This is a genomic window from Achromobacter pulmonis (assembly GCF_021733725.1).
Classification (GTDB): Bacteria; Pseudomonadota; Gammaproteobacteria; order Burkholderiales; family Burkholderiaceae_B; genus Achromobacter; species Achromobacter pulmonis.
Window position 1 is genome coordinate 5,376,856 of record NZ_JAIFOT010000001.1, and the last position, 13,417, is coordinate 5,390,272.

Genomic DNA, 13,417 nt, shown 5'->3' on the forward strand with positions numbered 1-13,417 from the left:
ATCTATATTTTTCGCAACATGACCACCACGCCTCCCGATCCACTCGCTACGCGGCATGACGGCACCCCGGATCCAGACGACCAGGCGCCGGTGGATGCGCAGACCCAACGCCTGCGCGACGAAAACCGTGCCCTGCGCGAGTTGCTGGCCGCGCAGGTCCAGGCCTCCTTACCGCGCCCCGGCCCGCTCAAGCGCCTGGCCTGGTGGCTGATCAGTGCGCCCGGCGCCGCGCTGGTCGGCTGGCGCAGCCTGGTGAACCGCGAGGACGCCACGCCGATCACCGGCAAGCGGGTCGGTTACGCCACGCTGACCGTGCTCTACACGCTGGCGATCTATGGCGCATTGGTACTGCTGGTGGTGTCGTGGAGCACGCCGAATGCGGGCCATTCGGACGTCTCCGCCGCCGGCCCCGTGCGCGTGCCGTTGACCCCGCCGCCCGGCGCAAACCCCGGCCCCACGCCCGCGCCGGTGCAGGGCGATGCGGACGCCGCGCAGGCCACCGATCCGGCAGCCAATCCGCCCTCCTCCCCGGCCGACGCGCCGGCGAGGTCCGCGCCCTTGCCAGGATTGCCCGATGTGTCCGGCCCCGCCGAGTCGGAGCCAGCCGCCAACCCGCCGCCCGCGGCGGCCGACAAGAACGCCGCCGCAAACGCCGACCCGGCCAACGATCCAGACACCGTCAGCGCCGCGCCGTCTGGCGACGCGGCCGCGACCGCCATGCCTGAGCCGACGCTGCGCATCACAGAAATCCCGGCTGAAAACCCGCACGCCTGGGTCGACAGTCTGAAAGCCGAACTGGCACGCTGCGCGACGCTGGGATTTTTCGAGCGCCCCAACTGCGCCTGGGCCGCCCGCAGGCAATACTGCGGCCCAAACCAGGGTTGGGGGGCGATCAAGGAATGTCCGTCACAACCTTGAAGCTGGGGCGGCAGGTGTCCGAGAATTTCGCCATGTCCCGGGAAACTGCGCGATAATCCCTCACAATCCTCTCGTTCCGGACACCGCTCCGGCATGTCTTGCCACAGGACCCCGCCCCATGGATCTTTCCGTCAGCAACACCGTGAACACCGGCCTGGCCATGCGCGATGCGCAATTGATGCAGGAAGTCCAGGCCCGCGTCACCAAGAAGGCCATCAACGCCCAGGCCGACACCGTCGCCACCTTGATGCAATCGCTGCCGGTGGTGGCCATCGACGGCAAGATCGGCACCCGCATCAACACCCAGGCGTAGCGCGGCGCCACACGCGCGGCACCAGGCTCCGCCATGCGGCAGGCCGTCAGGCCGTCAGGCCTCCAGGTGCCTGCGCATCAATTCCTCGAACCATTCCAGGAACACCGCCAGCCGGCGCGAGCGCTGCCGCCGGTGCGGATACAACAATGCCACGGGCATGGGCGCGGCGCGTTGCGCCGGCATGACTTCCACCAGTTCACCCGCTTCCAGCAGATCCTGCACGTCGAAACGCGGAATCTGGATCAAGCCCAGGCCGGCCAGGCAACAGGCGATGTAGCTCTCGGCATTGTTCACCACCACCCGGCTGGGCACCGCGACAGACCGGCGGCCGTCGCCGGCAGCCACCTCCCAGGGCAGTTCGCGACCCGTGGTCGGCGAGGCGTATCCCACCATCCAATGGCCTTTCGGCAACTCGTCCGGCGCATGAGGCAGGCCGTGCTCACGCAGATAGGCCGGACTGGCGCAATTGACCAGCGCAATACTGCCCAGCGGGCGCGACACCAGACTGCTGTCGTGCAAGGCGCCGACGCGCACCGCGCAGTCGACGCCTTCCTGGATCAGGTCGATGGCGCGGTCGCTCGACCCCAGCGCCAGTTGCAAGCGGGGATGGCGGCGCAGCAGGCCCGGCAATGCCGGAGCCACCAGGCGCCGGGCGATGCGGCTGGGAACATCCACGTTCAAGCGCCCCGCCACCTGGCGCTGGCTCTGCTGGAACAATTGGTCGATGTCCTCGACATCGGCCAGCAAGGGGCGCACCCGCTCGAGCAATTGCGCGCCATCGGCGGTCAGGCGCACCTGGCGCGTGGTCCGGTGCAGCAGCCGCGCGCCCAGTTGGGTTTCGAGCTGCTGCACCGCGGCGGACACGGAAGCGCGCGGCAATTCCAGCGCATTGGCGGCCTTGATGAAACTGCCCATCTCGGCCACTTGCGCGAAGACGCGGTACTGTTCGAATCTGTCCATGCTTGCTGGTTCCCGGTATCACCGGCGGTACCCTTCCGCCAGTGACAGCATAGCCGCTCGATCGGTACCTGCGCCTGGCGCGGGCCAGCGCGCCAGCGCCATGGCGGCCGACCGCGGCCCCCCCCCGCGGCGCCTACTTGGTGGTGTAGCCGCCGTTGATCAGGATGGTCTGGCCAGTGATCCACCAACCGTCGCTGACCAGGTGGCGGATGAACGGCACCACGTCCTCGATGTCGGTCAGGCCGGTCTTGGAGAACGGCGACAGCGCGGCGGCGGTCTTGTGGTACGCCACGGCGTCGGCGCCTTCGGCCGGATAGAAGAACGGCGTATCCATCGGGCCCGGCCCGACCGCCGTCACCGAGATGCCGCGCGCGCCGAATTCCTTGGCGGCCGCGCGGGTGTAGTGCTCGACCGGCGCCTTGGTGCCGGCATAGGCGGCGTAGAACGGCGTGAACGCGCCCAGCAGCGAGGTCACCAGGGTGCAGACCTTGCCGTTGTCATTGACGTGGCGGCCGGCCTCTTTCAGGAAGAAGAACGCCGTCTTGGCGTTGACCGCGCTCATCTCGTCGTACTCGGCTTCGCTGATCTCGGTCAGCGGCTTCTTGAGCACCTTGCCGACGGTGTTGATGGCGATGTCGGGCCGCCCCACCGCCGCCGCCGCGTCGGCGAACAGCTTCTCGACTGCGCCAGCGGTGGTCAAGTCGGCCTGCAGCGCCACCGCCTTGGCGCCGGCGGCCTCGATCGCGGCCACGGTGGCGTCGGCGTCAGCCTTGGACGCCGCGCTGTTGTAGTGGATGGCGATGGCCTTGGCGCCCTGCTGCGCCAGGTCGCGGGCGATCAGTCCGCCCAGGTTCTTGGCGCCGCCGGCGATGAGCACAACCTTGCCCTTGATGGAATGGTCTGCCATGGAAAGTCTCCCGCATGTGTGTCGATGGAGATTCGATTCTAGGCAGCGGCGTGGCCGGGATCAGCCGGGTGTAGCCGGATAGATTATCCAGAAAAACGCCCCAATGCCCACGGCTGTCGGGCGCCGGCCGCGCAAACGCCCTTGATGAACCGGCGGGATCGGATAGCTGCCGAAAGCGGGCCGCAATGAAAACAGCCCGAAGGCCGGGAGGCGCTTCGGGCTGCGATGCCTGCGTCCGGATGCGTACATCCGGTCATCCAGGGCGATTTACTTCTTCTTCATCGGCGGCAGGTCGGTGCAGACGCCCTCGGCCACCTCGGCCGCCATGCCCACCGATTCACCCAGGGTCGGGTGCGGGTGGATGGTCTTGGCGATGTCGATGACGTCCGCGCCCATTTCCACGGCCAGCGCCACTTCGCTGATCAGGTCGCCGGCATGGGTGCCGACGATGCCGCCGCCCAGGATGCGGTGCGACTCGGCGTCGAACAGCAGCTTGGTGAAGCCTTCGTCGCGGCCGTTGGCGATGGCGCGGCCGGAGGCGGCCCAGGGGAACACGCCCTTCTCGACCTTGATGCCCTGCTTCTTGGCTTCGTCTTCGGTCAGGCCGACCCACGCCACTTCCGGATCGGTGTAGGCCACCGACGGAATCACGCGGGCGTCGAAGAACGACTTCTGGCCAGCCGCGGCTTCGGCCGCCACGTGGCCTTCATGCACGGCCTTGTGCGCCAGCATCGGCTGGCCGACGATGTCGCCGATGGCGAAGATGTGCGGCACGTTGGTGCGCATCTGGCGATCGACCTCGATGAAACCGCGGTCGGTCACGGCCACGCCCGCCTTGTCGGCGCCGATCTTCTTGCCGTTGGGGCTGCGGCCCACGGCCTGCAGCACCAGGTCGTAGCGTTGCGGCTCCTTCGGCGCGCCCTCGCCCTCGAAGGTGACGTAGATGCCGTCCTTTTTGGCTTCGGCGCCGACCGTCTTGGTCTTGAGCATGATGTTGTCGAAGCGGCCGGCGTTCTTCTTCTGCCAGACCTTGACCAGGTCGCGGTCGGCGCCTTGCATCAGGCCGTCCAGCATTTCCACCACGTCCAGGCGCGCGCCCAGCGTGGAGTACACCGTGCCCATTTCCAGGCCGATGATGCCGCCGCCGATGATCAGCATTTTCTTGGGGATTTCACGCAGCAGCAAGGCGCCGGTGGAATCGACGATGCGCTCGTCCTGCGGCAGGAACGGCAGCTTCACCGACTGGCTGCCGGCGGCGATGATGGCCTGCTTGAAGCGGATGGTCTGCGACTTGCCGTCGGCGCCCTTGACCGCCAGGTGGTTGGCATCGGCAAATTCGCCCACGCCCGTCACCACGGTGACCTTGCGCGCGCGGGCCATACCGGCCAGGCCGCCGGTCAGTTTGGCGACCACGCTGTCCTTGTAGCCGCGCAGCTTGTCCAGGTCGATCTTGGGCTCGCCGAAGCTGATGCCGTGGGCGGCCAGCTCGCGGGCCTCGTCGATGATGGCGGCGTTGTGCAGCAGCGCCTTGGACGGGATGCAGCCCACGTTCAGGCAGACGCCGCCCAGCGTGGCGTAGCGTTCGACCAGCACCACGGACAGGCCGAGGTCGGCGGCGCGGAAGGCAGCCGAATAGCCGCCGGGGCCGGCGCCCAGCACCAGCATGTCGTATTCGGCATCGGCCGAGCCCTTGAAGGTCGCGGCGGCGGGGGCGGCCGCGGCCGGCTTGGCATCGGCCTTGGGGGCTTCGGCCTGCGGCGCGTCGGCCTTGGGCGCTTCCTTGGCGGCCGGGGCGCCGGCCGCTTCGACTTCCAGCACCACCGAGCCTTCGGCGACCTTGTCGCCGACCTTCACGCTGATCGACTTGACCACCCCGCCGGTGGAGGCGGGAATTTCCATCGAGGCCTTGTCGGACTCGACCGTGATCAGGCTCTGCTCGGCCTTGATGGTGTCGCCCACGGCGACCAGCACCTCGATGACTTCGACTTCCTTGAAGTCACCGATGTCCGGCACTTTGATTTGAACGGTATTGCTCATAGGGCTCCCCGTTTACAGCGCGATGCGGCGGAAGTCGGCCAGCAAGGCGCCCAGATAGGCGTTGAAGCGGGCAGCGGCGGCGCCGTCGATGACGCGGTGGTCATAGGACAGCGACAGCGGCACGATCAGGCGCGGCACGAACTGCTTGCCGTCCCACACGGGCTTGTGCGAGGAGCGCGACACACCCAGGATGGCCACTTCGGGCGCATTGATGATAGGCGTGAACGAGGTGCCGCCGATGCCGCCGAGCGACGAGATCGAGAAGCAGCCGCCCTGCATGTCGGCCGGCGAGATCTTGCCTTCGCGCGCCTTCTTGGACAGGTCGGTCATTTCCTGGGCGATCTGCAGAATGCCCTTCTTGTCGGCATCGCGGATCACCGGCACCACCAGTCCGTTGGGCGTGTCGGCGGCGAAGCCGATGTGGTAGTACTGCTTGAGCACCAGGTTGTCGCCGTCCAGCGAGGCGTTGAACTCGGGGAACTTCTTCAGGGCCGCGACCACGGCCTTGATCAGGAAGGCCAGCATCGTGACCTTGATGCCCGACTTCTCGTTTTCCTTGTTCAGCGTGACGCGCAACGCTTCCAGGTCGGTGATGTCCGCTTCGTCGTTGTTGGTGACGTGCGGGATCATGACCCAGTTGCGGTGCAGGTTGGCGCCGGAGATCTTCTTGATGCGCGACAGCGGCTTGGCTTCGACCGGGCCGAACTTGGTGAAGTCCACCTTGGGCCACGGCAACAGGCCGAGCGCGGCGCCATCGGCCGAACCGCCGGCGGCGGCCACGGGGCCGGCGGCCAGCGCCTGCTTGACGAAAGCGCGCACGTCATCGGCGGTGATGCGGTCCTTGGGACCGGTGCCCTTGACCTTGCTCAGGTTCACGCCCAGTTCGCGCGCGAACTTGCGCACCGACGGCGAGGCGTGCGGCAGTTGGCCGGGCTTGAGGTTGGCGTCTTCCAGGGCGGCGGCCGGGGCCGGGCGCGAGCCGACGGCGGGCGCGGCCGGGGCCGCGGGCGCTTGCGCCTTGGCGGCCGGCGCTTCCGACCTGGCCGGCGCGGCGTCGGCCTGGGCGGCCGGGGCGGCGGCAGGCGCGCTGCCTTCCACCACGACCACGACCGAACCCTTGGCGACCTTGTCGCCGACCTTGACCTTCACTTCCTTGACCACGCCGCCCTGCGATGCCGGGATCTCCATCGAGGCCTTGTCGGACTCGACCGTGATCAGGCTCTGCTCGGCCTTGATGGTGTCGCCCACGGCGACCATGACTTCGATGACTTCCACTTCCTTGAAGTCGCCGATGTCCGGCACTTCGATCTCGACCGGGCCGCTGCGGGCGGCCGGCGCGGCGGCCTCGGCCTTGGCGGCGGGCGCGGCGGCGGCCTGCTTGGGCGCTTCGGCCTGCGGCGCCTCGGCCTTGGGCGCTTCCTTGGCAGCCGGCGCGGCGTCGGCCGCTTCGACTTCCAGCACCACCGAGCCTTCGGCGACCTTGTCGCCGACCTTCACGCTGATCGACTTGACCACCCCGCCGGTGGAGGCGGGAATTTCCATCGAGGCCTTGTCGGACTCGACGGTAATCAGGCTCTGCTCGGCCTTGATCGTGTCGCCCACCGCCACCAGCACTTCAATGACTTCCACTTCCTTGAAGTCGCCGATGTCGGGAACCTTGATTTGCACGACGTTGCTCATGTCTCTTTACCCTCAGGCGTATTGCGGGTTGGCTTTGTTCGGGTTGATGCCGTACTTCTTGATGGCTTCGGCCACCTTGGCCACCGGCACCTTGCCTTCGTCGGCCAGCGCGCGCAGCGCGGCGACCACGACGAAGTGGCGGTCCACTTCGAAGTGCTCGCGCAGCTTGGCGCGGAAATCCGAACGGCCGAAACCGTCGGTGCCCAGCACCTTGTATTCGCGGCCCTTGGGCACGAACGGACGGATCTGGTCCGCAAACAGCTTCATGTAGTCGGTCGAGGCGATGATCGGGCCGTCCGTCTTGGCCAACTGCTCCGTGACGTAGGCGACCTGCGGCGTCTTCTCTTCGGGGTGCAGCATGTTGTGGCGCTCGACATCCAGGCCGTTGCGGCGCAGTTCGGTGAAGCTGGTGACGCTCCACAGGTCCGAGGCCACGCCCCAATCGGCTTCCAGCAGTTCCTGCGCCGCCATGACTTCGCGCAGGATCGTGCCCGAGCCCATCAGCTGCACGCGGTTCTTGCCCTTGCCGTGCGACTTGAGCTTGTACATGCCCTTGATGATGCCTTCCTCGTCGCCGGCGCTCAGGCCAGGCTGCGGGTAGTTCTCGTTCATCACCGTCAGGTAGTAGTAGACGTTTTCCTGGTCTTCCACCATGCGCTTGAGGCCATGCTGGATGATCACGGCCAGTTCGTGGCCGAAGGTCGGGTCGTACGAGACGCAGTTGGGGATGGTCGAGGCCAGGATGTGGCTGTGGCCGTCTTCGTGCTGCAGGCCTTCGCCATTGAGCGTGGTGCGCCCGGCGGTGCCGCCCAGCAGGAAACCGCGCGCCTGCATGTCGCCAGCCGCCCAGGCCAGGTCACCGATGCGCTGGAACCCGAACATCGAGTAGTAGATGAAGAACGGGATCATGATGCGATTGTTCGAGGAGTACGACGTGGCCGCCGCGATCCACGAGCTCATCGCGCCCGCCTCGTTGATGCCTTCCTGCAGGAGCTGGCCGTCGGCCGACTCCTTGTAGTACATGACCTGGTCCTTGTCGACCGGCACGTACTTCTGGCCTTCCGGCGCGTAGATGCCGATCTGGCGGAACAGGCCTTCCATGCCGAAGGTGCGCGATTCGTCGGCCAGGATCGGCACGACGCGCGGGCCCAGTTCCTTGTCGCGCAGCACCTGGTTCAGGATGCGCACGAAGGCCTGGGTAGTGGAGATCTCACGGCCTTCGGCGGTGGGTTCCAGCACGGCCTTGAAGGCGTCCAGGGCCGGGGCCTTGAGCTGCTCGTCGGCCTTGGCGCGGCGGCGCGGCAGGTAGCCGCCCAGCGCGGCGCGGCGCTCGTGCAGGTACTTCATTTCGGGCGAATCTTCCGCCGGCTTGAAGTACGGCAGGTCGGCCAGTTGGTCGTCCGGGATGGGGATGCCGAAGCGGTCGCGGAATTCGCGGATCGAGTCCAGCTCCAGCTTCTTCTGTTGGTGGGTCGGGTTCTTGGCCTGGCCCACGTGGCCCATGCCGTAGCCCTTGATGGTCTTGGCCAGGATAACGGTCGGCTGGCCTTCGTGCTTGGCGGCGGCGTCGAACGCGGCATAGACCTTGTGCGGATCGTGGCCGCCACGGTTCAGGCGCCAGATGTCCTCGTCGCTCATGCGCGACACGGCTTCCAGCAGCTTGGGATGCTTGCCGAAGAAATGCTCGCGCACGAACTTGCCGTCGTTGGCCTTGTACGCCTGGTACTCGCCGTCGACGGTTTCCTCCATGATCTTGCGCAGGATGCCTTCCTTGTCGTGCGCCAGCAGCGGATCCCAGTAGCCGCCCCAGATCAGCTTGATCACGTTCCAGCCGGAACCGCGGAAGTCGCCTTCCAGTTCCTGGATGATCTTGCCGTTGCCGCGCACCGGACCGTCCAGGCGCTGCAGGTTGCAGTTGATGACGAAGATCAGGTTGTCGAGCTTTTCACGCGCGGCCAGGGCGATGGCGCCAAGCGACTCGGGTTCATCCATTTCGCCGTCGCCGCAGAACACCCAGACTTTGCGCTTGCTGGTGTCGGCGATGCCGCGGGCGTGCAGGTACTTGAGGAAGCGGGCCTGATAGATGGCCATCAGGGGGCCCAGGCCCATCGACACGGTGGGGAACTGCCAGAATTCCGGCATCAGCTTCGGATGCGGGTAAGAGGACAGGCCCTTGCCGTCCACTTCCTGGCGGAAATGGTTCAGCTGTTCTTCGGTCAGACGGCCTTCGAGGTAGGCGCGGCCGTACATGCCAGGCGAGGTGTGGCCCTGGAAGTAGACCAGGTCGCCGCCGTGGTCTTCGGTCTCGGCGTGCCAGAAGTGGTTCTGGCCGCAGCCGATCATGGTGGCCAGCGAAGCGAACGAGGCGATGTGGCCGCCCAGGTCGCCGCCATCCGGCGGGTTGTGCTTGTTGGCCTTGACCACCATGGCCATGGCGTTCCAGCGCACGTACGAGCGGATGCGCGATTCCAGTTCCAGGTTGCCCGGGTGCGCCGGCTCCAGGCCGGGCGGAATCGTGTTGACGTAGGCGGTATTGGGCGAGAACGGGATGTGGGCGCCGGAACGGCGGGCCTCATCGATCAGGCGTTCCAGCAGGTAGTGCGCGCGCTGCGGTCCTTCGCGATCAAGGACTGCCGCCAGGGCTTCGAGCCACTCCTGGGTTTCTAGGGTGTCTTCGTCGTTGGCAGCCTGTGCGGCGCCAGCCTGGGCGAAAGAGGACATCGTGTGTCTCCTGTTGGGGTTCGTTCGTGACCACACCCGCTTATTTGTATGCTCGCGGACACGCCATGGTAGTCGGGATCATCCGGGCTACCATGCCATGCATGGGTCGGGGTGTTGTGCTGGATGGCGGGGGTGGCCCCCTGTCAGCCGGCATTCTAAAAAGGAAGATTAACCGCTCGCAAGGAAAATTTCATGTTGCGGTACGGCATTTCATAATATGAAATTATGAACAGAAGCTGAAAAGGATATCGCCCACTTTTTTAGCCGATCTCCCTGCCCGCGGGCTTGATTCCCGGCAATTCCGCGCCGACACGCACTAAAATGCCCGGTCTATCCGACCCGAATTCCATGTCCAGCGCGCCCAAGTCCAATATACCCACGCCGTTCCATGACCACGCCCGCACGCGACGACGCGGGGTGTACTGGGTCACGCCCGCGATGGTGCTGATCCTCTATATCTGTGTGATGGCGGTGTTCTTCTGGTTGCAGCGCATCCATGACGACAGCGTCATGTTCGTGACCATCGACCAGGAAATGCGGCAGCAGCGCCTGATCTGGGTGGTGCTGGCGCTGTCGTGCGTGATCGTCATCAGCCTGCTGATGCTGTGGCGCTATACCCGTTTCCGCTCGGCCGCCGAGGCCGCGCTGATCGCCGAGACCGGATTTCGCCGCGCCATGGAGAACTCCATGTCCACCGGCATGCGCGTGCTGGATATGGAAGGCCGCATCGCCTACGTCAATCCGGCCTTCTGCCGCATGATCGGCTGGAACGAGGCCGACCTGATCGGCCGCAGCCCGCCCTTCCCCTATTGGGTGCCGGGCCGCCATGAACAGCACCAGCACACCCTGGACGTGCTGATGTCCGGCAAGACGCCCAGCAGCGGCCTGGAAGTCGAGGCCCAGCGCCGCGACGGCTCGCGCTTCACGGCGCGCATGTACGTGTCGCCGCTGCTGGACCCGAACGGCAACCAGATCGGCTGGATGACGTCGATGACCGACATCACCGAGCCCAAGCGCATCCGCGAGGCCCTGACCGCCGCGCACGAGCGCTTCATGACAGTGCTGGAAGGCCTGGACGACGCCATTTCGGTCACCGCCGACACCCACGACGGCCTGGAACTGCTGTTCGCCAACCGCACCTACCGGCGCGTGTTCGGCGCCCAGACCGGCGGCCACGACGAACTGCTGGCCGGCCGCCGCGGCCGCTTCACCGACGAATCGGTGGAAGTGTTCGCGCCCTCGGTGCAGCGCTGGTTCGAAGTGCACCACCGCATGCTGGCCTGGACCGACGGCCGCCGCGTGCGCATGCAGGTGGCGCGCGACATCACCGAGCGCCGCACCCATGAAGAAGCCTCGCGCGTGCAGCAGGAGAAGATCCAGCTCACCAGCCGCCTGACCACCATGGGCGAGATGGCCTCGTCGCTGGCGCACGAACTGAACCAGCCGCTGACCGCCATCGCCAACTACAGCATGGGCGCGGTGGCCCTGGTCAAGGCCGGCCACACCAGCCCCAACATGCTGCTGCCGGCCCTGGAAAAGGCCGCCTCGCAGGCCGAGCGCGCCGGCAAGATCATCAGCCGCATCCGCGAATTCGTGAAGCGCAGCGAGCCGCGCCGCCAGCGCGTGGCGATCGGCCGCATCGTCGACAACGCCATCGGTTTTGCCGAGATCGACGCCCGCAAGCGCCGCATCCGCATCGACAGCTTCGTGCCGTCGAACGCGCCGGACGTGCTGGCCGACCCGATCCTGATCGAGCAGGTGCTGCTGAACCTGCTCAAGAACGGTCTGGAAGCCATGGAAAACAGCGAGTCCGACGAGCTGAAGGTGGCCGTGATCCTGCACGAGCAGCACATCGAGGTCGCGGTGGTCGACCGCGGCCACGGCCTGGCCGAGCCCGAACGCCTGTTCGAACCCTTCTTCAGCACCAAGACCCAGGGCCTGGGCATGGGCCTGAATATCTGCCGTACCATTATCGAATCGCACCACGGCCGCCTGTGGGCGGACCCGAACCCCGCCGGCGGTACTATTTTCCGCTTTACCCTGCCCTGCGCTGCGTCTCAGACGCAGGCTCAGAATGATCAGTCCGAGGAGTTGCACGCATGAACACGCCCCACCTGTCGAGCACGGTATTCATTGTTGACGACGACGAAGCGGTCCGCGATTCGCTGCGCTGGCTGCTTGAGGCCAACGGCTACCGCGTCCGCGCCTACGCCAGCGGCGAATCGTTCCTGGAAGATTACGACCCCGGCCAGGTCGGCGTGCTGATCGCCGACGTGCGCATGCCCGGCATGAGCGGCCTGGAACTGCAGGAACAGCTGATCGCCCGCAACGCCCCCCTGCCCATCGTCTTCATCACCGGCCACGGCGACGTGCCGATGGCCGTGTCGACCATGAAGAAGGGCGCGGTGGACTTCCTGGAAAAGCCGTTCAACGAATCCGATCTGCGCGAAATCGTGGCGCGCATGCTGGAGCAGGCCACGCAACGCGTGAGCAAGCACCAGGCCCAGAAAGACCACGAAGCCATGCTGGCGCGCCTGACCGCGCGCGAGCAGCAGGTGCTCGAGCGCATCGTCGCCGGCCGCTTGAACAAGCAGATCGCCGACGACCTGGGCATCAGCATCAAGACCGTCGAGGCGCACCGCGCCAACATCATGGAAAAACTAGAAGTGACTACCGTTGCCGATCTGATGAAAGTGGCCTTGGCCAAACCGGAGGCGCATGCATGAGCCGCCGGGCCGTTCCCAAGGCGAATACCGTAGCGCGCCGCGCGGAGGTTGCCTAATGTCCGCAAGAATTATTGACGGCGCCGCCCTGTCGCAGCGCATCCGCGAAGAAGTCGCCCAACGCGTTGCCGCCCTGGCCGCCAAGGGCACCCGCCCCGGCCTGGCCGTGGTGCTGGTGGGGGAAGACCCCGCCTCCCAGGTGTACGTGCGCAACAAGGTCGCGGCCTGCGAGAAGGCCGGCCTGCACTCCGTCAAGGAGCAGTACCCCGCCGACATGACCGAGGCCGAACTGCTGGCCCGCATCGACAAGCTGAACCGCGATCCGTCCATCCACGGCATCCTGGTGCAACTGCCGCTGCCCAAGCACATGGACGCGCACAAGGTCATCGAGGCCATCGCCGCCGAGAAGGACGTGGACGGCTTCCACGTCAGCAACGCCGGCCTGCTGATGACCGGCCAGCCGCTGTTCCGCCCCTGCACGCCCTATGGCGTCATGAAGATGCTGGAATCGGAAGGCGTGGCCCTGCGCGGCGCCGAGGCCGTGATCGTCGGCGCCAGCAATATCGTCGGCAAGCCCATGGCCATGCTGCTGCTGGCCGCCGGCGCCACCATCACCCTCTGCAACTCCAAGACGCGCGACCTGGCGGCCCAGACCCGCCGCGCCGACGTGCTGGTGGTGGCCACCGGCAAGCCCGGCATGATCGACGGCTCGATGATCAAGCCCGGCGCCGTCGTCATCGACGTGGGCATCAACCGCGGCGCCGACGGCAAGCTGTGCGGCGACGTCGATTTCGCCTCCGCCAGCCAGGTGGCCGGCGCCATCACCCCCGTGCCGGGCGGTGTCGGCCCCATGACCATCGCCATGCTGCTGGTCAATACCGTCGAAGCGGCGGAACGGGCCGCGGCCTGAAGCCGGCCGTCCGCCCCGCCGCAGCGCCCCTGTGGGTTTGCCCCGCGCCCTTTCCGGGGGACGGGGGGGCAAACCCACAGTCGTCTCTGGGCGCCGCGCGCGGAATCCGGCGCCTCTTCCGCGGGGCGCGCCTCCCGCGCCCGCGGGCGGCGGCCCCGCCCTTGCTTTTCAGCGGGCCGCCCCAACCTGAACCTTATGCCTGCCGGCGCGCTCGCATGCCGCCCGCCCCTTTCACGCACTTGGTAACA

The 13,417-nt window shown here is 66.8% G+C and carries 10 protein-coding genes; 5 read left to right on the forward strand and 5 right to left on the reverse strand.

The features are described 5' to 3' along the window. The first annotated feature begins 18 nt into the window (after positions 1-18). Positions 19-918, forward strand: coding sequence for a hypothetical protein (locus tag K2W61_RS24805; protein WP_236756755.1), 900 nt, complete (start codon positions 19-21; stop codon positions 916-918). A 118-nt stretch (positions 919-1,036) separates the two neighbouring features. Then, the gene (locus K2W61_RS24810) at positions 1,037-1,231 is read left to right on the forward strand and encodes a putative motility protein (protein ID WP_006387491.1); all 195 of its coding nucleotides are present in this window, start codon (positions 1,037-1,039) and stop codon (positions 1,229-1,231) included. A gap of 54 nt (positions 1,232-1,285) precedes the next feature. On the opposite strand, the gene K2W61_RS24815 is transcribed toward K2W61_RS24810, so the two are convergent. From K2W61_RS24815 to aceE, 5 genes are all read right to left on the reverse strand, one after another. Continuing rightward, the gene (locus K2W61_RS24815; protein ID WP_175134597.1) at positions 1,286-2,191 is read right to left on the reverse strand and encodes a LysR family transcriptional regulator; all 906 of its coding nucleotides are present in this window, start codon (positions 2,189-2,191) and stop codon (positions 1,286-1,288) included. 133 nt (positions 2,192-2,324) lie between these two features. Continuing rightward, positions 2,325-3,098 (reverse strand): SDR family oxidoreductase, encoded by a 774-nt coding sequence (locus K2W61_RS24820; RefSeq protein WP_175134596.1) that lies wholly within the window; start codon positions 3,096-3,098, stop codon positions 2,325-2,327. 267 nt (positions 3,099-3,365) lie between these two features. Beyond that, positions 3,366-5,135 carry a dihydrolipoyl dehydrogenase gene (lpdA, locus tag K2W61_RS24825; RefSeq protein WP_272909347.1) on the reverse strand — a complete coding sequence of 590 codons (1,770 nt, stop codon included), beginning with the start codon at positions 5,133-5,135 and terminating at the stop codon, positions 3,366-3,368. 12 nt (positions 5,136-5,147) lie between these two features. Beyond that, positions 5,148-6,815, reverse strand: a complete 1,668-nt coding sequence (gene aceF / locus K2W61_RS24840) for a dihydrolipoyllysine-residue acetyltransferase (protein ID WP_236756756.1) — start codon at positions 6,813-6,815, stop codon at positions 5,148-5,150. Positions 6,816-6,827: 12 nt separating this feature from the next. Further along, positions 6,828-9,536, reverse strand: coding sequence for a pyruvate dehydrogenase (acetyl-transferring), homodimeric type (gene aceE / locus K2W61_RS24845; RefSeq protein WP_175134594.1), 2,709 nt, complete (start codon positions 9,534-9,536; stop codon positions 6,828-6,830). Positions 9,537-9,884: 348 nt separating this feature from the next. Between aceE and K2W61_RS24850 the strand changes: the two genes are divergently transcribed. The 3 genes from K2W61_RS24850 to folD are packed head-to-tail and all read left to right on the forward strand — an operon-like array spanning position 9,885 to position 13,169. Then, positions 9,885-11,639 (forward strand): PAS domain-containing sensor histidine kinase, encoded by a 1,755-nt coding sequence (locus K2W61_RS24850; protein WP_175134593.1) that lies wholly within the window; start codon positions 9,885-9,887, stop codon positions 11,637-11,639. Then, on the forward strand, positions 11,636-12,262 hold the full coding sequence (locus tag K2W61_RS24855) for a response regulator transcription factor (protein ID WP_175134592.1): 627 nt from the start codon (positions 11,636-11,638) through the stop codon (positions 12,260-12,262). The genes K2W61_RS24850 and K2W61_RS24855 overlap by 4 nt, the downstream gene beginning before the upstream one ends. A gap of 55 nt (positions 12,263-12,317) precedes the next feature. Next, positions 12,318-13,169, forward strand: a complete 852-nt coding sequence (gene folD, locus K2W61_RS24860) for a bifunctional methylenetetrahydrofolate dehydrogenase/methenyltetrahydrofolate cyclohydrolase FolD (RefSeq protein WP_175134591.1) — start codon at positions 12,318-12,320, stop codon at positions 13,167-13,169. Positions 13,170-13,417: the final 248 nt, after the last annotated feature.